Below are 19,842 nucleotides of genomic sequence, written 5' to 3'. Positions count from 1 at the left end.
CATGACGACGACTCCCTCCCGCCGGCGGCGCCGTGCCCCCTCCCGCATCGAGCGGGCGGCGGGCAAGGCCGCGGCGTTGCAGAAACCGCGTGTCATCCTCGCCCTGCTGCTCCTGCTGGGGCTCACCAGCGTGATGCTGCTCGACGGCTACCTGCGCTCCGAGGTCGGCAACGACCAGCGCGTCCGCGACGGCGCCAGCGCCAGCAAGGTGCCCGACGAGGTCCTCGAGGGCGGCCCGATCCTGACCTTCCGGGGCGGACAGGCCACCATGCTCTCGGTGCCGGACAAGACGATCGCGCTCACCTTCGACGACGGCCCCAACCCCACGTGGACGCCGCAGGTGCTGGAGATCCTCGAGGAGTACGACGTACCCGGCACGTTCTTCGTGGTCGGCTCGATGGTCTCGCGCTACCCGAGCATCGTGAACGACATGGTCGACCAGGGCAACGAGATCGGCATCCACACCTTCACCCACGTCGACCTCTCCTACCAGAGCGACGCCCGCATCGAGCGCGAGATGACACAGACCCAGCTCGCGCTGGCGGGCGCGGCCGGCATCACCACCACGCTGTTCCGCGCGCCGTACTCGTCGGAGACGGACGCCATCGACAACTACAGCTGGCCCGTCTACGAGAAGCTCGGCGAGGACGGCTACACCAGCGTCTTCATCGACACCGACAGCGACGACTGGAAGCGGCCGGGCGTCTCGAAGATCATCAAGTGGGCCACGCCGGAGGACGACAAGGGCGCGTCGGTGCTGTTCCACGACGCCGGTGGCGAGCGTTCGCAGACGATCAAGGCGCTGCCGAAGTACATCGAGAAGATGAAGGCGAAGGGCTACACCTTCACCACCGTCAGCGGCGTCATGCAGGAGCAGGCCGCAGGCGCTCCGGCGGCGGCGAACTCCGGGCAGCAGCAGGACACGGGAGCCGCCACGACCGAGGCGGGCACCCCCACGGCGGGCGCGACCGCCGGCACGGGCGGGCAGCCCGGCACCGTGCCGAACGGTGCGGGCGAGGCCGTGAACTCCCTCCAGGCCGCGCACCGCGAGGCCACCGGCGTCACCCTGTACGAGGGCAAGGCCCTCATCGCGGCGGTCGCCTTCGCCGAATGGACGGTCCCCGCGCTCTCGTACGGACTGATGGTCGTCGGCGTGGCGGTCATGGGCCGCTTCGGGATGATGCTGATCCTGGCCCGCCGGCACTACAGAATCCGCAACAAACGCCGCTTCAGCTGGGGACCGACGGTCACCCGGCCGGTGAGCGTGATCGTCCCGGCGTACAACGAGAAGGAGTGCATCGCCAACACCCTCGAGTCGCTGGCGCGGAGCACCCATCCGATCGAGATCCTCGTCGTCGACGACGGCTCGACGGACGGCACGTCGGAGATCGCGCGCGCCGCGGCCGACAAGCTCGGCATGACGAACGTCCGGGTCATCCGGCAGGAGAACGCGGGCAAGCCGGCCGCGCTCAACAACGGAGTGCGCAGCGCCAGTTACGACATCGTCGTGATGATGGACGGCGACACCGTCTTCGAGCCGGAGGCCGTGCACCAGCTGGTGCAGCCGTTCGCCGACCCGAAGGTGGGCGCGGTCGCCGGCAACGCCAAGGTCGGCAACCGCAACACGATCATCGGCGCCTGGCAGCACATCGAGTACGTGATGGGCTTCAACCTCGACCGCCGCATGTACGACCTGCTGCGCTGCATGCCGACGATCCCCGGCGCCATCGGCGCGTTCCGCCGGGACGCCGTCCTGGAGGTCGGCGGCATGAGCGAGGACACCCTCGCCGAGGACACCGACATCACCATCGCCATGCACCGCGGCGGATGGAACGTCGTCTACCAGGAGCACGCCATCGCCTGGACGGAGGCGCCCGGCTCCCTGAAGCAGCTGTGGTCGCAGCGCTACCGCTGGTCCTACGGCACCATGCAGGCGCTGTGGAAGCACCGCAAGTCCCTCACGGACAAGGGCCCCTCGGGCCGCTTCGGCCGCGTCGGCATGCCGCTGGTCGTCCTCTTCCAGATCATCACGCCGATCTTCGCCCCGCTCATCGACGTGTTCACCATCTACTCGATGATCTTCATCGACTTCCAGGCGGCCCTGCTGGCCTGGCTGGCGGTGCTCGCGGTCCAGCTGTTCTGCGCGGGGTACGCCTTCCGGCTCGACCGGGAGAAGTACCGCTACCTGCTGATGATGCCGCTCCAGCAGCTCGCCTACCGCCAGATGATGTACCTCGTCCTCATCCACTCCTCCATCACCGCTCTCACCGGCGGCCGTCTGCGCTGGCAGAAGCTGAAGCGGACGGGCGAGGTGGGAACCCCGGCCGGGGTGAGCTGATGAGCTGGGAACAGCAGGGCCAGGGGGAGGGGTACGGCCAGGGCCAGGGCCAGGGCCGGGGATACGGCCAGGGCCACGGCTACGGCCAGGGCCACGGCCAAGGGGGCGGGCAGGAGGGCTGGCCGCAGGAGGGCTGGCCCGCCCCGCCCCAGCAACAGCAGTACCCGCAGGGGTACGAGGGCGGCTACGGGTCCGGCTACGGGCAGCAGCCGTACACGCAGCAGCCGTACACGCAGCATCAGTACGGACAACAGCAGTACGCCGGGCAGGGGCAGCCGTACCCCCAGCAGTACGCGGGGCAGGGGCAGCCGCCGGTCCAGGCGCCGCCCCGGCCCCAGCCGGTGGACCAGACGGCACCGCTGCCCGCGGTGGCGGTGGACGATCCGGAGCAGGCGGAGGAGTCCGCCGAGCCGGTGGAGGCGGGGGAGTCCGCCGAGCCGGGCCGGCCCCGTCCCGCCGGCGCCGCGGAGCCCGGCAGCCCCGCGGCCGCGGCGGAGGGGGAGAAGTCCTCGGGGGCGCCCAGGGCGGGCGTCCGCGACCGGTACTTCGACACCCTGCGCGCCCTGGCGCTGATCCGCGTCGTCACCTACCACACCTTCGGCTGGGCCTGGGCCAGCGTGGTCTTCCCGTCCATGGGGATCATGTTCGGCCTGGCCGGCACCCTGATGGCGAAGTCCCTGGAGCGCCCCGCGCTCAAGGTGATCAAGAGCCGGATGCGCCGGCTCCTGCCGCCGTTCTGGTTCTGGGGCGTCTTCGTCGTCGTCGCGATGCTGATCCACGACTGGATGCCGGGCTGGCAGATCGTCTACTGGATCGTGCCGCTGGGGGACCCGCCGGGCAACGCCTGGGGCGAGCAGGCCTGGGAGATCCTCTGGTACCTGCGGACCTACCTGTGGTTCGTCCTGCTGTCCCCGCTCCTGCTCCGGGTGTTCCGCCTCGCCCCGATCCCGGTGCTGGTGCTGTCCCTCGTCCCGATCATGGTCCTGACGTTCGTCTGGGCCGGTCCCGACAACCGCGTCGGCACCGCCCTGTGGGACCTGTCGACGTACCTCTTCTGCTGGATGCTCGGCTTCGCGCACCGCGACGGCGTCCTCCAGCGGATGAAGCCCGCCCTGGTGGTCGTCCTCTCGCTCGCCGCGATGGCCTACGGCGGCTGGTACGCCCTCGCCCACCAGGCCGAGTTCGGCACCTACGACCTGGACGAGAACCCCCTCGCCCAGGCCTTCTGGTCGGCCGGTTTCGTGATGCTGCTGATGTGGGCCAAGGCGTACTTCGGCATCGACTTCGCCTGGCTCACCCGCTACCGGCGCACCAACCGGATCGTCACGGTCTTCAACGCGCGCGCCGTGACGATCTACCTCTGGCACGAGATCGCCCTGGTGCTGGCGGTCCCGCTGATCGACACGTTCTGGAACGTGCCCGCCTTCGAGAAGTACCTGCCGCTGGAGAGCATGTGGTTCATGTTCGGCGTCGGCTGGGTGCTGATCGTGCTGTTCGTGCTGCTGTGCGGGTGGGTCGAGGACGTCGCGGGGAAGAAGCGGCCGCGGCTCCTGCCGTGAGCCGCTCCCGGCCGGGCTGCAAGAATGGCGGGGTGACCCGCGCTTCCCTGAACAAGCAGCCGCACGAAGTCGCCTCGATGTTCGACGACGTGGCGGAACGGTACGACCTGACGAACGACGTCCTCTCGCTCGGTCAGGACAGGAGATGGCGCAAGGAGGTCGCCCGCGCGGTCGACGCCCGTCCCGCGCAGAAGGTCCTGGACCTGGCGGCCGGGACGGCCACCTCCTCCCTGCCGTTCGCCCGGACCGGCGCCTACGTCGTCCCCTGCGACTTCTCCCTCGGCATGCTCCAGGTCGGCAAGAAGAAGCACGCCTGGCTGCCGTTCACCGCGGGCGACGCGACGCGGCTGCCGTTCAAGGACGACACCTTCGACGCCGTCACGATCTCCTTCGGGCTGCGCAACGTGCAGGACTTCGACTCCGCCCTGCGCGAGATGCACCGGGTGACCCGGCCGGGCGGACGGGTCGTGATCTGCGAGTTCTCGCACCCGACCTGGGCGCCCTTCCGCACCGTCTACACCGAGTACCTGATGCGCGCCCTGCCCCCGGTGGCGCGCGCGGTCTCCTCGAACCCCGACGCGTACGTCTACCTCGCCGAGTCCATCCGCGCCTGGCCCGACCAGCCCGCCCTGGCCGAGCACCTGCGGAAGGCCGGCTGGTCGAAGGTCGCCTGGCGCAACCTGACCGGCGGCGTGGTGACCCTGCACCGGGGCTTCAAGGAGAACTGACCCACGTGGGGGCCGGCGCGGCCCCCACCCGGCGTGCCTACCCGATGACCGGCTCGAAGGCGTCTCCCGGCCGGTCCAGTTCGCGCTCCAGCCCGCCCCCGCCCGGTCTCGGCAGACGCGGTTCGCGGACGCCCGCACCCCCGCCGCCCTCGCCGTCGGCGAAGTCGAACCACACGGTGACGACCGCCCCGCGCGGTACCTCGGCACCGGGCGGCGGGTACTGCCGTACGACGTAGTCGACGACGGTGCGGTGGAAGTCGGGCCGGTCGGGCGCGGCCAGCAGCACCCCCTGTGCCGTGGCCGTCTCGCGCGCGTCCATGGCCATCAGGCCGACGAGTTTCGGCACGCGCACTTCGGGTGTTTTGGGCTGTATGAGCACAGATGTCACCCCCAGTGGTACGGGAAGAGTAGCCGCCCCGCGGCGCCATCCGGAAGTGTTCGGTGCCTATCCGTAGTAATTTCCGCGCCTATTGGCTACACAGAGTGGTCATCGGTGAGGTCGAGCCGGTAGCAGTGCGCCTCCCGCCCGGTCCCCGGCGTCGTGAAGACCTCCGCCAGCCGCATACCGAGCCGCCGGGTGACCGCGATCGAACGGGCGTTGCGCGCGTCGACCATGGCCACCACACCCGGCACCCCGGCCGCCCGCACCCGCTCCAGCGTCATCCGCGCGGCGGCGGTGACATACCCCTGGCCCCAGTGGTCCCGGGCGAGCCGCCAGCCGATCTCGATCTCCCCCGTGGGTCCCCACTCCCGCTCCCAGGGCTGGGCGCCGGTGAAGCCGACGACCTGACCCGACGCGTCGAGCACGGTCCACAGGCAGAAACCGCGCTCGGCGTCGTGCCGGCGCTGGCGGGCGGTGAGCTCCTCGTAGACGGACAGCCCCGCGGGCCTGCCGCCGTGGAACTCCATGACGTCCGGGTGGGCGAAGGACCGGTGCCAGGCCACCGCGTCCTCGTCCGTGGGGACACGCAGCCGTACGACGGGGAGAACTCGGTTCACGGAGGCAGCCCTTCAGCCGGGTGATCGGTACCGCTGAATAGACTGCCCATGTCCCGTGCCGGCCGGCACACAGATGTCGAACTTGGGGAGATCCCGCCGTGACCGTCGAGACCGAGCCCCTCTCCGGAAACGCCGCCGACGTGATCGTCGTCGGGGCGGGCCCGGCCGGATCCACGACCGCGTACCACCTCGCCAAGGCCGGACTCGACGTACTCCTGCTGGAGAAGACCGAGTTCCCCCGCGAGAAGGTCTGCGGCGACGGCCTCACCCCGCGCGCGGTCAAACAGCTCGTGGCCATGGGCATCGACATCTCCGAGGAGGCCGGCTGGCTGCGCAACAAGGGCCTGCGCATCATCGGTGGCGGGGTCCGCCTCCAGCTCGACTGGCCGGATCTCGCCTCCTTCCCCGACTACGGACTCGTCCGCAAGCGCGACGACTTCGACGAACAGCTGGCGCGCCAGGCGCAGAAGGCGGGCGCGCGGCTGTACGAGCGCTGCAACGTCGGCGCCCCGATCGTCGACGACCGCACCGGCCGGATCACCGGCGTGCGCGCCAAGCTGGGCGAGGAGAAGCGCGAGGTCACCTTCCACGCCCCGCTGGTCGTCGCCGCCGACGGCAACTCCACCCGGCTGTCCCTGGCCATGGGCCTGCACCGCCGTGAGGACCGTCCGATGGGCGTCGCGGTCCGCACCTACTTCACCTCCCCGCGCCACGACGACGACTACCTGGAGTCCTGGCTGGAGCTGTGGGACCGGCGGGGACCGGGCGAGGACCGGCTCCTGCCGGGCTACGGCTGGATCTTCGGCATGGGCGACGGCACCTCCAACGTCGGCCTGGGCGTCCTCAACACCTCCGACTCCTTCAAGGAGCTGGACTGGCGCGAGGTCCTCAAGGCCTGGTGCGCCTCCATGCCGGAGGACTGGGGCTACACCCCGGAGAACATGACCTGCCCCATCCGCGGCGCCGCCCTGCCCATGGCCTTCAACCGCCAGCCCCACTACACCAAGGGCCTGCTCCTCGTCGGCGACGCCGGCGGCCTGGTGAACCCCTTCAACGGCGAGGGCATCGCCTACGCCATGGAGTCCGGCCAGATCGCCGCCGACGTCATCGTCCAGGCGCACGCCCGCGCCACCCCCGGCCAGCGCGAACTCGCCCTCCAGCGCTACCCGCAGATCCTCAAGGACACCTACGGCGGCTACTACACGCTGGGCCGCGCCTTCGTGAAGCTCATCGGCAACCCGAAGGTCATGAAGATCGCGACCCAGCGCGGCCTGACCCACCCCCTGCTGATGAAGTTCACCCTGAAGATGCTGGCGAACCTGACCGACCCGACGGGCGGCGACGCGATGGACCGCATCATCAACGGCCTGAGCAAGGTGGCGCCCAAGGCGTGACCGGCTCGACCGGCGCGACCGGCGGGGGCGAGACCCCCGCCGGTCCCGTGGGAAGCCCGAAGGGCCGCTGCCCCCGAGCGGCAGCGGCCCTTCGTCCCGTGCGCCGGGCGCGGTGGCGTGTCAGAGCACGCGCACCGCACCGGACGCCGGGTAGCCGGAGAGGTCCTGGATGACGACGCCCTTGGACGGGTTGGCCGCGTCCAGGTACTGGCCGTCGCCGATGTACACGCCCACGTGGTACGCGGAACCCTTGCCGCCCCAGTAGAGGATGTCACCGACCTGGAGGTCGGACAGGGAGACATCGGTGCCGGCCATCGACTGGTCCTGCGAGACACGCGGCAGGTCGACGCCGACCTGCCGGAACGCGGCCTGCACGAGCGAGGAGCAGTCCCACGCGTTGGGCCCGGTGGCACCCATGACGTAGGCGTCGCCCACCTGCGCCTTGAGGAAGGAGATGACCGTCGACACGCTGCCGCTGGCCGGGGCGGAGGCGGTCGTGGAGGCGGTGGTCAGGGTGGTCCGCTCCGAGGAGCGGGACACGGCGGCCTCGGCGGCGGCCTTGCGGGCCTCCTCGGCGGCCTTCTTCTTCGCCTCGGCCTTCTTGGCGGCGGCGAGGTCCTTCTTGGCCTCCGCGGCCGCCGCGGCGGCGGCCGCGTCGCGCTCGGCCTCCAGCTGGTAGTTCGCCGCGGCCTGCTGCGTGGCCTCGGCGGACTGCGCGACCTGGGCGGCCAGGTCTCCCGTCAGCACGGGCAGTTCGAGCGTCTGCGTCACCGGCTCGGCGGCGTTGGCCGATCCTGACGCCGTGGCGACGGCCAGCGTGCCGAGAACACCACTGGCGACTCCGGCCCGCATCGCGATCGTGGACGCGCTGCGGCGGGGCTTCCGGTGGCTGCGTATGTGAGCGGTGTGGGACATGAGTACAACCGGTACCAGGGGCTCCTTCATACCTACAAGAAACGTGTGCTGCGCCACAATTGCTCAACCGCACCCCTGAATACCTGGTGGGGCGCTCCTTATTGACGCCTTAACGGGCAATGCGGACGCGGGCGCCCAAGCCTGTGATCATGGGCTTTCGCTGTTACGCCCGAATTGCCCCGCGCCTACCACTGGTTGCGACCGTTGGCCAAGCCCGGCTTTCGGGCGCCCCCCGTCGGTGTGGCGGAGGTCACGGAACGGTCGCCGATGTCCCGGCGTCCCGGGCCGGCGGACCGCCGGGCTGCGCTCGTGAACGCGTGCACACGTCCACACCCGGCCCCCCGACTCCTCCCGGCGTGTGAACGCGCCCTCTATCAGGGGTCCGCGTCCAGCGCCAATTTGCATGCAAGGGAAGTTTCTTGATATAGAGACGCACCCCGCCGCCTGCGGTGACGAGCGTAAATGTCACCTCTTGTGATCACTCCGACGCTTCTTGTACGAAGATCACTGCTGATATGACTTCATGATCCATCGTCAGGTGGTGGAGATCACAAAGCTTGTGGAATACCCCGTGTCGCAGATCACAGAGCGGCAGGCATAAGATGCGAGGCAGTTGGGCTTGTGACCTGCTTCACATGTTCGCGATCTTCGCCGGGACGGGCGGGACTCGTGAGCCGGGTGGGGCGCGAGTGAGCCCACGCCATCGCCAGCAGTCAGTGCCGACTGAGAGGAGCGAGGAGCGGTGAACGCTTATGCGCCCATCCTCGTACTGGGAGCCCTCGGGGCAGGCTTTGCGATCTTCTCCGTGGTCATGGCCACGTTGATCGGGCCGAAGCGGTACAACCGCGCGAAGCTCGAGGCCTACGAGTGCGGAATCGAGCCGACCCCCACGCCGGCCGGCGGCGGGCGCTTCCCCATCAAGTACTACCTGACGGCGATGCTCTTCATCGTCTTCGACATCGAGATCGTCTTCCTCTACCCCTGGGCCGTCACCTTCGACGCCCTGGGGCTTTTCGGGCTCGTGGAGATGCTGCTCTTCGTGCTCACCGTCTTCGTCGCCTACGCGTACGTGTGGCGGCGCGGCGGCCTGGAATGGGACTGAGGGGCCTTTTAGTCATGGGACTCGAAGAAAAGCTGCCGAGCGGCTTCCTGCTGACCACCGTCGAGCAGGCCGCGGGCTGGGTGCGCAAGGCGTCCGTCTTCCCCGCCACGTTCGGCCTCGCCTGCTGCGCCATCGAGATGATGACCACCGGCGCCGGCCGCTACGACCTGGCGCGCTTCGGCATGGAGGTCTTCCGCGGTTCGCCCCGCCAGGCGGACCTGATGATCGTCGCGGGCCGGGTCAGCCAGAAGATGGCGCCGGTGCTCCGGCAGGTCTACGACCAGATGCCGAACCCCAAGTGGGTGATCTCCATGGGCGTGTGCGCGTCCTCGGGCGGCATGTTCAACAACTACGCGATCGTCCAGGGCGTCGATCACATCGTCCCCGTCGACATCTACCTCCCCGGCTGCCCGCCGCGCCCGGAGATGCTGATGGACGCGATCCTCAAGCTCCACCACAAGATCCAGAACTCCAAGCTGGGCGTGAACGCCGAGGAGGCGGCCCGCGAGGCGGAGGAGGCGGCGCTCAAGGCCCTGCCCACGATCGAGATGAAGGGGCTGCTGCGGTGAGCGACGCGAACGGCACCCACGGCGGGAAAGCGGCGAACGGGCCCGGCGGGTCGTCCGGGACGCCGGGCGGATCCGGCACGCCGGGCGGGTCCGGCACTCCGGGCGGGTCGAGCACCCCGAGCGGGCCGGAGAAGGCGAACGGGTCGGGGAAGGCGAGCGGGCCGGGCAAGGCCGGTGGGTCGGAGACGGCGAGCGGGTCGGGCAAGGCCGGCGGGCCGGAGAAGGCGAACGGGTCGGGCAAGGCCGGCGGGCCGGAGAAGGCGAACGGGTCGGAGACGGTGAACGGGTCGGGCAAGGTGGGCGGGGCGAACGGGGCGAATCACGAGAAGGACCTCTCCGCCTCCAACCTCCCCGGCCAGCGCGGCGAGGGCGGCGAGGAGGTCCGCGTCCAGCGCGGCATGTTCGGCGCGAACAACGGCGGCGACACCTCCGGCTACGGCGGCCTGGTCCGCTCGGTCCGCCTCCCGGGACCGGCGAGCCGGCCCTACGGCGGCTGGTTCGACGAGGTCGCCGACGAACTGGAGGGCGCGCTGGAGGAGCAGGGCCTCCTCCCCGAGAACGCCATCGAGAAGACGGTCGTCGACCGCGGCGAACTGACCTTCCACATCGAACGCGAACACCTGCCGCGCGTCGCCCGCACCCTGCGCGACGACCCGGCCCTGCGCTTCGAGCTCTGCACCGGCGTCAGCGGCGTCCACTACCCGAACGACAAGGGCCGCGAGCTGCACGCCGTCTACCACCTGCGCTCGATCACCCACAACCGGCTGATCCGCCTCGAAGTCAGTGCCCCGGACACCGACCGGCACATCCCGTCCCTCGTCCCGGTCTACCCGACCAACGACTGGCACGAGCGCGAGACGTACGACTTCTTCGGCATCGTCTTCGACGGTCACCCGGCCCTGACGCGGATCATGATGCCGGACGACTGGCAGGGACATCCGCAGCGCAAGGACTACCCCCTCGGCGGCATCCCCGTCGAGTACAAGGGCGCCCAGATCCCGGCTCCGGACCAGCGGAGGTCGTACTCGTGAGCACGTCGCACGCCTCCCCTCGGGAGACCACCGAGGGCACCGTCTACACCGTCACCGGTGGCGACTGGGACGAGGTCGTCCAGTCCGCGTCCCGCGCCGACGACGAACGGATCGTCGTCAACATGGGTCCTCAGCACCCCTCCACCCATGGGGTGCTCCGCCTCATCCTGGAGATCGAGGGCGAGACCGTCACCGAGGCCCGCTGCGGCATCGGCTACCTCCACACCGGCATCGAGAAGAACCTCGAGTTCCGCACGTGGACGCAGGGCACCACGTTCGTGACGCGCATGGACTACCTGACGTCCTTCTTCAACGAGACCGCCTACTGCCTCGCCGTCGAGAAGCTCCTCGGCATCGAGGACCAGATCACCGAGCGAGCGAAGATCATCCGGGTGCTCCTGATGGAGCTGAACCGGATCTCCTCCCACCTGGTGTGCATCGCCACCGGCGGTATGGAACTCGGCGCCACCACGATCATGATCTACGGTTTCCGCGATCGTGAACTGATTCTCGACATCTACGAGCTCATCACGGGCCTGCGGATGAACCACGCGTACATCCGCCCCGGCGGACTCGCCCAGGACCTGCCGCCCGGCGCGGTGGACCAGATCCGCGAGTTCGTGAAGAAGATGAGGAAGAACCTTCCGGAGTACGACAAGCTCGCCACCGGCAACCCCATCTTCAAGGCCCGCATGCAGGACATCGGCCACCTCGACCTGGCCGGCTGCATGGCCCTCGGCGCCACCGGCCCGATCCTGCGCTCCACCGGCCTGCCGCACGACCTGCGCAAGGCGCAGCCCTACTGCGACTACGAGACGTACGACTTCGACGTCCCGACCACGGACTCCTGCGACGCCTACGGCCGCTTCCTGATCCGGCTGGAGGAGATGCGCCAGTCCCTCGGGATCATCGAGCAGTGCCTGGACCGGCTTCAGCCCGGCCCGGTCATGGTCGGCGACAAGAAGATCGCCTGGCCGGCCCAGCTCGCCCTGGGTCCGGACGGCCTCGGCAACTCCCTCGACCACATCAAGAAGATCATGGGCACTTCCATGGAGGCCCTGATCCACCACTTCAAGCTGGTCACCGAGGGCTTCCGCGTCCCGCCGGGACAGGCGTACGCGGCCGTCGAGTCGCCCAAGGGCGAGCTCGGGGTGCACGTCGTGTCCGACGGCGGCACCCGCCCCTACCGGGTCCACTTCCGCGACCCGTCCTTCACCAACCTTCAGGCCATGGCGGCGATGTGCGAGGGCGGCCAGGTCGCCGACGTCATCGTCGCCGTCGCGTCCATCGACCCCGTGATGGGAGGCGTCGACCGGTGACCACCTCTTCTTCGGAGCGGGCCGTCAGCCTGGGCATGCCCGAGCTGCCCGCGCCCGCCTACCCGGACGACGTCCGGGCCCGGCTCGAGCGGGACGCGCGCGACGTCGTCGCCCGCTACCCAGACTCCCGCTCCGCGCTCCTGCCGTTGCTGCACCTCGTGCAGTCGGAGGAGGGACACGTCACGCGCACCGGGATGCAGTTCTGCGCGGACGTGCTCGGACTGACCACCGCCGAGGTCACCGCGGTCGCCACCTTCTACACCATGTACCGGCGCCGGCCGAGCGGTGACTACCAGGTCGGGGTCTGCACCAACACCCTCTGCGCGGTGATGGGCGGTGACGCGATCTTCGAGGAGCTCCAGGAGTACCTGGGTGTCGGCAACGGCGAGACCACCGACGACGGCAAGGTCACCCTGGAGCACATCGAGTGCAATGCGGCCTGCGACTTCGCGCCGGTCGTGATGGTCAACTGGGAGTTCTTCGACAACCAGACCGTGGAGAGCGCGAAACGCCTGGTCGACGACCTGCGGGAGGGACGGACCGTCTCGCCCACGCGCGGGGCGCCGCTGTGCACCTTCAAGGAGACCGCCCGGATCCTGGCGGGTTTCCCCGACGAGCGTGAAGGCGCCGTGGAGGCGAGCGGCAGCGCGGGACCGGCGTCGCTGGTGGGCCTCCGCCTGGCCAGGGGAGAGACCGCACCCGCGCGTGTGGTCCACCCCCGCGACGGCGGACCGCACGACGAACCGCGCGACGGGGCCGTGCACGAGCCCTCGCCGGCCGCCCACCTCAGTTCGCACGACGCGCCGCAGGACACATCGGCCTCCGACCCCGCCCACCCGGCAGGGCCCACCGCCGAGGAGGGGGAGTGATGACCTTGGCACCCGAGCTGAAAGGCAGCAGCCCCGAGAAGCTGCTCGCACCCGTGCTGTCGGCCTTCTGGGACGAGGACCGGTCCTGGACTCTGGACGTCTACCGGAGGCACGAAGGGTACGAGGGGCTCCGCAAGGCGCTCGCCATGTCCCCGGACGACGTGATCGCGTACGTCAAGGACTCCGGTCTGCGCGGGCGCGGCGGCGCGGGATTCCCGACCGGAATGAAATGGCAGTTCATTCCGCAGGGTGATGGAAAACCGCACTATCTAGTTGTCAACGCCGACGAATCGGAGCCGGGAACCTGCAAGGACATCCCGCTCCTGTTCGCGAACCCGCACAGCCTCATCGAGGGCATCGTCATCGCGTGTCACGCCATCAGGTCGTCTCATGCCTTCATTTATCTGCGGGGTGAAGTCGTCCCCGTTCTGCGGCGGTTGCACGAGGCCGTGCGTGAGGCCTACGCGGCGGGCTACCTCGGCGAGAACATCCTGGGCAGCGGACTCGACCTCGAACTCACCGTGCACGCGGGTGCGGGCGCGTACATCTGCGGTGAGGAGACCGCGCTGCTCGACTCGCTCGAAGGCCGCCGTGGTCAACCGCGGCTCCGTCCTCCTTTCCCTGCCGTCGCGGGCCTCTACGCGTGCCCGACTGTGGTGAATAACGTGGAATCGATCGCGTCGGTTCCCGCGATCCTGAACAACGGCAAGGAATGGTTCAGGTCGATGGGCAGCGAGAAGTCCCCGGGCTTCACGCTCTACTCGCTCAGCGGCCATGTCGCCGGCCCCGGCCAGTACGAGGCCCCGCTCGGCATCACCCTCCGTCAGCTCCTGGAGATGAGCGGCGGCATGCGACCGGGTCACCGCCTCAAGTTCTGGACGCCGGGCGGCTCCTCGACCCCGATGTTCACCGACGAGCACCTCGACGTCCCCCTCGACTACGAAGGAGTGGGCGCCGCGGGTTCCATGCTCGGCACGAAAGCCCTCCAGTGCTTCGACGAGACGACCTGCGTCGTCCGCGCCGTCACCCGCTGGACCGAGTTCTACGCGCACGAGTCCTGCGGCAAGTGCACGCCGTGCCGCGAGGGCACGTACTGGCTGGTGCAACTGCTGCGGGACATCGAGGCCGGCAAGGGCGCCCTGTCCGACCTCGACAAGCTGAACGACATCGCCGACAACATCAACGGCAAGTCCTTCTGCGCTCTCGGCGACGGCGCCGCCTCGCCGATCTTCTCCTCGCTCAAGTACTTCCGCGAGGAGTACGAGCAGCACATCACGGGCCGCGGCTGCCCGTTCGACCCGGCCAAGTCGACGGCCTGGGCCGACCGCACGGAGGTGAACGCATGACCGTGACCACCAGCGCTCCCGCGGGCGGGGGCGAGGCGGCGGTCCCGCCGGAGGACCTCGTCACGCTGACCATCGACGGCGCGGAGATCAGCGTGCCCAAGGGCACCCTGGTCATCCGGGCCGCCGAGCAGCTCGGCATCGAGATCCCGCGCTTCTGCGACCACCCCCTCCTCGACCCGGCCGGCGCCTGCCGCCAGTGCATCGTCGAGGTGGAGGGCCAGCGCAAGCCCATGGCGTCCTGCACGATCACCTGCACGGACGGCATGGTGGTGAAGACCCACCTCACCTCGCCGGTCGCCGAGAAGGCCCAGCACGGCGTGATGGAACTGCTCCTCATCAACCACCCGCTGGACTGCCCGGTCTGCGACAAGGGCGGCGAGTGCCCCTTGCAGAACCAGGCCATGTCGCACGGCAACGCCGAGTCCCGCTTCGAGGGCCGGAAACGGACCTACGAGAAGCCCGTCCCCATCTCCACACAGGTCCTGCTCGACCGCGAGCGGTGCGTGCTGTGCGCCCGCTGCACCCGCTTCTCCAACCAGGTCGCGGGCGACCCGATGATCGAGCTGATCGAGCGGGGCGCGCTCCAGCAGGTCGGCACCGGTGAGGGCGACCCGTTCGAGTCCTACTTCTCCGGCAACACCATCCAGATCTGCCCGGTCGGCGCGCTGACCTCGGCGGCGTACCGCTTCCGCTCCCGCCCCTTCGACCTCGTCTCCTCGCCGTCGGTCTGCGAGCACTGCGCCGGCGGCTGCGCCACCCGCACCGACCACCGGCGCGGCAAGGTCATGCGGCGGCTCGCGGCCGACGACCCCGAGGTCAACGAGGAGTGGATCTGCGACAAGGGGCGGTTCGCGTTCCGGTACGCGCAAGCGCGGGACCGGCTCGACACGCCGCTCGTGCGGAACGCCGAGGGCGCCCTGGTCCCGGCGTCCTGGCCGGAGGCGTTGCAGATCGCGGCCCAGGGACTGCTCGCCTCGCGCGGCCGGACCGGTGTTCTGACCGGCGGCCGGCTCACCGTCGAGGACGCCTACGCGTACAGCAAGTTCGCGCGCGTGGCGCTCGACACCAACGACATCGACTTCCGCGCGCGCGTGCACAGCGGCGAGGAGGCCGACTTCCTGGCGGCGAGCGTGGCCGGACACGGCCGTGACCTCGACGGTACGGGCGTCACGTACGCCTCCCTGGAGAAGGCGCCCGCCGTCCTGCTGGTCGGGTTCGAGTCCGAGGAGGAGGCACCGGGCGTCTTCCTGCGGCTGCGCAAGGCCTGGCGCAAGCGCGGACAGCAGGTGTTCTCGCTGGCCACGCACGCCACCCGAGGTCTGGAGAAGGCGGGCGGCACGCTGCTGCCGGCCGCCCCGGGCACCGAGCCCGAGTGGCTGGACGCGCTGGCCGGCGGTGTCGGCCTGGAGGACGCCGGCAGCCGGGCCGCCGAGGCGCTGCGCGCCGAGGGCGCGGTCATCGTCGTGGGCGAGCGGCTGGCCGCCGTGGCCGGCGGGTTCACCGCCGCCGTACGGGCCGCGAACGCGACCGGCGCCGGGCTGGTGTGGATTCCGCGCCGGGCCGGGGAGCGGGGCGCGATCGAGGCCGGCGCGCTGCCGTCGCTGCTGCCGGGCGGACGCCCGGCCATCGACCCGCGCGCGCGGGACGAGGTCGCGGCCGCCTGGGGTCTCGCCGTGCTCCCGTCCCGCTACGGCCGTGACACCGGGCAGATGATCGAGGCCGCGGTGGCGGGTGAGTTGCAGGCGCTGCTCGTCGCGGGCGTGGAGGTCGCCGACCTGCCCGACCCGGCACGCGCGCGTGAGGCGCTCGACGAGGTCGGCTTCGTGGTCTCGCTGGAGCTGCGGCCCGGCGAGGTCACCGAGCGCGCCGACGTCGTCCTGCCCGTGGCCGCGGTCGCCGAGAAGACGGGCGCCTTCCTCAACTGGGAGGGCCGGGTGCGCTTCTTCGAGGCCGCGCTCAAGCCCGACCAGATGACCCGCCGCCCGGCGCAGTCCGACGCGCGGGTGCTGCAGATGCTGGCCGACGCCATGGACGTCCACCTGGGCCTGCCGGACCTGCGGACCGCCCGCGCGGAGCTGGACCGGCTCGGCGCCTGGGACGGGCCGCGGGCCGTCGAACCGGCGGAGAGCGCCGGCGTCCTGCCGCGGCCCGCCGCCGGTGAGGCCGTGCTCGCCGGGCACCGGCTGCTGCTCGACCAGGGGCTCCTCCAGCAGGGCGACGAGGCGCTCGCCGGGACCCGGCACGCCGCCCACGCGCGCGTGTCGGCCGCCACCGCCGCCGAAGCCGGCGTCGACGACGGCGGCGTGCTCGCCGTGACCGGTACCGCCGGCACGGTCGAACTGCCCCTGCGGATCACCGAGATGCCCGACCGCGTGGTGTGGCTCCCGCTGAACTCCGTGGGCGGGGGCGTCGCCTCCGACACCGGGGCCCGGCCCGGCTCCCTCGTCCGCATCGGCCCGGCGACGACCGCCGCGGCAGCTCCCCAGGAGGTGGAGGGATGAGCCCGTACCTCGCCGCGGAAGACCTCTCGATGTTCGGCCGCGACCCGTGGTGGCTGGTCGTGGTCAAGGCGGTCTTCTGCTTCGCCTTCCTGATGGTGACCGTGCTGTTCTCCATCGTCTGGGAGCGCAAGGTCGTGGCCTGGATGCAGCTGCGCATCGGCCCCAACCGGCACGGGCCCTGGGGCATGCTCCAGTCGCTCGCCGACGGCATCAAGCTGATGCTGAAGGAAGACGTCATCGTCAAACGCGCCGACAAGGTGGTGTACGTCCTCGCGCCGATCGTCGCGGCCGTTCCGGCCTTCATGGCGATCGCGGTGATCCCCTTCGGCCCGGCCGGCAACGAGATCTCGATCTTCGGCCAGCGCACCACGATGCAGCTCACGGACCTGCCGATCGCGATGCTCTACATCCTCGCGGTCGCCTCGGTCGGCATCTACGGCATCGTCCTCGCCGGCTGGAGCTCCGGATCCACCTACCCGCTCCTGGGCGGGCTGCGCTCCTGCGCGCAGATGATCTCCTACGAGATCGCGATGGGCGCCGCCTTCGCCTCGGTGTTCCTCTACTCCGGCTCGATGTCGACGTCGACGATCGTCGAGCAGCAGCAGGACCGCTGGTACATCCTCCTGCTGCCGGTCTCCTTCATCCTCTACGTCGTCACGATGGTCGGCGAGACCAACCGCGCCCCCTTCGACATGCCGGAGTCCGAGGGTGACCTGGTCGGCGGCTTCAACACCGAGTACTCGTCGATCAAGTTCGCGATGTTCATGCTCGCCGAGTACGTGAACATGGTGACGGTCTCGGCCGTGTCGGTGACGCTCTTCCTCGGCGGCTGGCGGGCCCCCTGGCCGGTCAGCACCTTCTGGGAGGGCGCGAACCACGGCTGGTGGCCGATGCTCTGGTTCACCGTCAAGGTCCAGCTGCTGCTGTTCTTCTTCATCTGGCTGCGCGGCACGCTCCCCCGCGTCCGTTACGACCAGCTGATGAAGCTCGGCTGGAAGGTCCTCATCCCGGTCTCGGTGACGTGGCTGATGCTCGTCGCGACCGTGCGGACGCTGCGCAACGAGAACTACGACTTCGCCGACATCGCCCTCTACGTCGGCGGCGCCGTCCTGGTCCTGCTGCTGCTCTCCTTCGTCGCCGACATGTTCCGCGACCGCGGCAGGCAGGCCGAGGCCCCCGCCGAGCCGGCCGGCTTCGACCCGATGGCGGGCGGGTTCCCCGTTCCGCCGCTGCCCGGACAGGAGCTGCCGCCGGTGCCGAGGCGCCGCCCGCGCCGGGAGCGGGAGCTGATTGTCAGTGGTGGGTCCGATACTCACAGTGACGGAACTCTGGATGGAAAGGAGGCGTCCGATGGCTGAGGAGCCCCAGGAGACCAAGCCCGGTTTCCAGAACCCGGTGGCCGGCTTCGGCGTGACCTTCAAGGCCATGTTCAAGAAGCGGCTGACCGAGCAGTACCCGGAGCAGAAGAAGACCACGGCTCCGCGGTTCCACGGACGGCACCAGCTCAACCGCCATCCGGACGGCCTGGAGAAGTGCGTCGGCTGCGAGCTGTGCGCGTGGGCCTGTCCCGCCGACGCCATCTACGTCGAGGGCGCGGACAACACCGAGGAGGAGCGCTACTCGCCGGGCGAGCGGTACGGCCGCGTCTACCAGATCAACTACGCCCGCTGCATCCTGTGCGGCCTGTGCATCGAGGCCTGCCCCACGCGCGCGCTCACGATGACCAACGAGTTCGAGCTCGCCGACTCCAGCCGCGCCAACCTGATCTACACCAAGGAGCAGCTGCTGGCCGGCCTCGAGGACGGCATGGTCGACACACCGCACGCCATCTACCCCGGGACGGACGAGCAGGACTACTACCGGGGCCTGGTGACGGAGGCCGCGCCCGGCACCGAGCGGCAGGCCGCCGTCTCCAAGGGCGAGGCGCCGCAGGAGGCCGCCTCGACCTTCGGTGAGGGCGAGCCCGCCGCGGGGGAGGTGATCGGCCGATGAGCGCGCAGCTCGCCGCCCACTCCACCGTGCAGCTCGCCGCCTACTCCACCTCCACGGGCGAGGCGTTCCAGTTCTGGGTGCTCGGCACCGTCGCGGTGATCGGCGCCCTGTGCACCGTCTTCATGAAGAGGGCCGTGCACAGCGCGCTCTGCCTCGCCGCAACCATGATCGTCCTGGCGGTGTTCTACCTCGCCAACGGCGCCTACTTCCTGGGCATCGTGCAGATCGTCGTCTACACCGGCGCGATCATGATGCTGTTCCTGTTCGTGGTGATGCTCGTCGGCGTCACCGCGGCGGACTCCCTGAAGGAGACCATCAAGGGCCAGCGCTGGCTGGCCCTCCTGTGCGGCCTCGGCTTCGGCGTCCTGCTGGTCGCGGGCATCGCCAACGCCTCCCTGACGGAGTTCGACGGCCTCGCCACGGCCAACGCCGGCGGCAACGTGGAGGGACTGGCGGCCCTCATCTTCACCAAGTACGTCTTCGCCTTCGAGATCACCGGCGCCCTGCTCATCACGGCCGCCGTGGGCGCCATGGTGCTCACCCACCGCGAGCGGACCGAGCGGGCCAGGACCCAGCGCGAACTGGCCGAACAGCGGGTGCGCGAGGGCAAGCACGTGCCGCCGCTGCCGGCACCGGGCGTGTACGCGCGGCACAACGCCGTCGACATCGCGGGCCTGCTGCCCGACGGCACCCCGTCGGAGCTCACGGTCAGCAGGACGCTCCGCGAGCGCGGCCAGATCCGTGACGTGTCCGCCGAGGCGCTGAGCGACCTCAAGGCGCTGGAGCGGCGCGCGGAGGAACGCCTGGAGCGGTCCGCGATCGAGCCGCCGCACGGGCGGAACTCCCGTCGCACCGAGGAGGCGTCCCAGTGAACCCGGTCAACTACCTGTACCTCGCGGCCCTGCTGTTCACGATCGGCGCGACCGGCGTGCTGATCAGGCGCAATGCGATCGTCGTGTTCATGTGCATCGAGCTGATGCTCAACGCCTGCAACCTCACGCTCGTCGCCTTCTCCCGGATGCACGGCAACCTCGACGGCCAGATCATCGCCTTCTTCACGATGGTCGTCGCCGCCGCGGAGGTCGTGGTCGGACTCGCGATCATCGTGTCGCTGTTCCGTTCCCGCCACTCGGCCTCGGTCGACGACGCCAGCCTGATGAAGCTGTAAGGGGTCGGAAGA

Annotated in this window: 18 protein-coding genes; 15 read left to right on the top strand and 3 right to left on the bottom strand. The window is 70.1% G+C overall.

Annotated features, from left to right (window positions below):
• Window position 1: 1 nt before the first annotated feature.
• The 3 genes from ACZ3KJ_RS11310 to ACZ3KJ_RS11300 are packed head-to-tail and all read left to right on the top strand — an operon-like array spanning window position 2 to window position 4,625.
• Window positions 2–2,338, top strand: coding sequence for a bifunctional polysaccharide deacetylase/glycosyltransferase family 2 protein (locus ACZ3KJ_RS11310; protein ID WP_467526253.1), 2,337 nt, complete (start codon window positions 2–4; stop codon window positions 2,336–2,338).
• A complete protein-coding gene (locus ACZ3KJ_RS11305; RefSeq protein ID WP_467526252.1) occupies window positions 2,338–3,897 on the top strand; it encodes an acyltransferase family protein in 1,560 nt (519 codons plus the stop codon). Before ACZ3KJ_RS11310 ends, ACZ3KJ_RS11305 begins: the two co-directional genes overlap by 1 nt.
• A gap of 32 nt (window positions 3,898–3,929) precedes the next feature.
• Window positions 3,930–4,625 carry a demethylmenaquinone methyltransferase gene (locus tag ACZ3KJ_RS11300; RefSeq protein ID WP_467526251.1) on the top strand — a complete coding sequence of 232 codons (696 nt, stop codon included), beginning with the start codon at window positions 3,930–3,932 and terminating at the stop codon, window positions 4,623–4,625.
• Window positions 4,626–4,662: 37 nt separating this feature from the next.
• Here ACZ3KJ_RS11300 and ACZ3KJ_RS11295 read toward each other — a convergent pair whose 3' ends face one another.
• Entirely contained in the window at window positions 4,663–4,977 is a 315-nt protein-coding gene (locus tag ACZ3KJ_RS11295; protein WP_467526250.1) for a PASTA domain-containing protein, read from the bottom strand.
• A gap of 122 nt (window positions 4,978–5,099) precedes the next feature.
• On the bottom strand, window positions 5,100–5,624 hold the full coding sequence (locus ACZ3KJ_RS11290; protein WP_467526249.1) for a GNAT family N-acetyltransferase: 525 nt from the start codon (window positions 5,622–5,624) through the stop codon (window positions 5,100–5,102).
• Between the two features lie 98 nt (window positions 5,625–5,722).
• Between ACZ3KJ_RS11290 and ACZ3KJ_RS11285 the strand changes: the two genes are divergently transcribed.
• The gene (locus tag ACZ3KJ_RS11285; protein WP_467526248.1) at window positions 5,723–7,018 is read left to right on the top strand and encodes a geranylgeranyl reductase family protein; all 1,296 of its coding nucleotides are present in this window, start codon (window positions 5,723–5,725) and stop codon (window positions 7,016–7,018) included.
• 120 nt (window positions 7,019–7,138) lie between these two features.
• Here ACZ3KJ_RS11285 and ACZ3KJ_RS11280 read toward each other — a convergent pair whose 3' ends face one another.
• Window positions 7,139–7,963: a C40 family peptidase gene (locus ACZ3KJ_RS11280; protein ID WP_467526247.1), complete on the bottom strand. Its 825-nt coding sequence runs from the start codon at window positions 7,961–7,963 to the stop codon at window positions 7,139–7,141.
• 712 nt (window positions 7,964–8,675) lie between these two features.
• On the opposite strand from ACZ3KJ_RS11280, the gene ACZ3KJ_RS11275 reads away from it, so the two are divergent.
• From ACZ3KJ_RS11275 to nuoK, 11 genes are all read left to right on the top strand, one after another.
• On the top strand, window positions 8,676–9,035 hold the full coding sequence (locus ACZ3KJ_RS11275) for an NADH-quinone oxidoreductase subunit A (protein WP_030494815.1): 360 nt from the start codon (window positions 8,676–8,678) through the stop codon (window positions 9,033–9,035).
• A gap of 14 nt (window positions 9,036–9,049) precedes the next feature.
• Window positions 9,050–9,604, top strand: coding sequence for a NuoB/complex I 20 kDa subunit family protein (locus ACZ3KJ_RS11270; RefSeq protein ID WP_055635348.1), 555 nt, complete (start codon window positions 9,050–9,052; stop codon window positions 9,602–9,604).
• A 278-nt stretch (window positions 9,605–9,882) separates the two neighbouring features.
• The gene (locus ACZ3KJ_RS11265) at window positions 9,883–10,635 is read left to right on the top strand and encodes an NADH-quinone oxidoreductase subunit C (protein ID WP_467526369.1); all 753 of its coding nucleotides are present in this window, start codon (window positions 9,883–9,885) and stop codon (window positions 10,633–10,635) included.
• On the top strand, window positions 10,632–11,954 hold the full coding sequence (locus tag ACZ3KJ_RS11260; protein WP_467526246.1) for an NADH-quinone oxidoreductase subunit D: 1,323 nt from the start codon (window positions 10,632–10,634) through the stop codon (window positions 11,952–11,954). Before ACZ3KJ_RS11265 ends, ACZ3KJ_RS11260 begins: the two co-directional genes overlap by 4 nt.
• Entirely contained in the window at window positions 11,951–12,823 is an 873-nt protein-coding gene (gene nuoE, locus ACZ3KJ_RS11255; RefSeq protein WP_467526245.1) for an NADH-quinone oxidoreductase subunit NuoE, read from the top strand. Before ACZ3KJ_RS11260 ends, nuoE begins: the two co-directional genes overlap by 4 nt.
• Window positions 12,820–14,169 carry an NADH-quinone oxidoreductase subunit NuoF gene (nuoF, locus tag ACZ3KJ_RS11250; protein WP_467526244.1) on the top strand — a complete coding sequence of 450 codons (1,350 nt, stop codon included), beginning with the start codon at window positions 12,820–12,822 and terminating at the stop codon, window positions 14,167–14,169. Before nuoE ends, nuoF begins: the two co-directional genes overlap by 4 nt.
• A complete protein-coding gene (locus ACZ3KJ_RS11245; RefSeq protein WP_467526243.1) occupies window positions 14,166–16,670 on the top strand; it encodes an NADH-quinone oxidoreductase subunit G in 2,505 nt (834 codons plus the stop codon). Before nuoF ends, ACZ3KJ_RS11245 begins: the two co-directional genes overlap by 4 nt.
• Window positions 16,667–18,028, top strand: coding sequence for an NADH-quinone oxidoreductase subunit NuoH (gene nuoH, locus ACZ3KJ_RS11240; protein ID WP_467526242.1), 1,362 nt, complete (start codon window positions 16,667–16,669; stop codon window positions 18,026–18,028). The genes ACZ3KJ_RS11245 and nuoH overlap by 4 nt, the downstream gene beginning before the upstream one ends.
• Window positions 18,021–18,662 (top strand): NADH-quinone oxidoreductase subunit NuoI, encoded by a 642-nt coding sequence (gene nuoI / locus ACZ3KJ_RS11235; RefSeq protein WP_467526241.1) that lies wholly within the window; start codon window positions 18,021–18,023, stop codon window positions 18,660–18,662. The genes nuoH and nuoI overlap by 8 nt, the downstream gene beginning before the upstream one ends.
• Window positions 18,659–19,534, top strand: coding sequence for an NADH-quinone oxidoreductase subunit J (locus ACZ3KJ_RS11230; RefSeq protein ID WP_467526240.1), 876 nt, complete (start codon window positions 18,659–18,661; stop codon window positions 19,532–19,534). Before nuoI ends, ACZ3KJ_RS11230 begins: the two co-directional genes overlap by 4 nt.
• On the top strand, window positions 19,531–19,830 hold the full coding sequence (gene nuoK / locus ACZ3KJ_RS11225) for an NADH-quinone oxidoreductase subunit NuoK (protein WP_003998919.1): 300 nt from the start codon (window positions 19,531–19,533) through the stop codon (window positions 19,828–19,830). The genes ACZ3KJ_RS11230 and nuoK overlap by 4 nt, the downstream gene beginning before the upstream one ends.
• The last annotated feature ends 12 nt before the right edge of the window (window positions 19,831–19,842 follow it).

The organism is Streptomyces sp. NPDC003248, from assembly GCF_055563235.1.
This window is presented reverse-complemented; position numbering and strand designations above follow the sequence as displayed.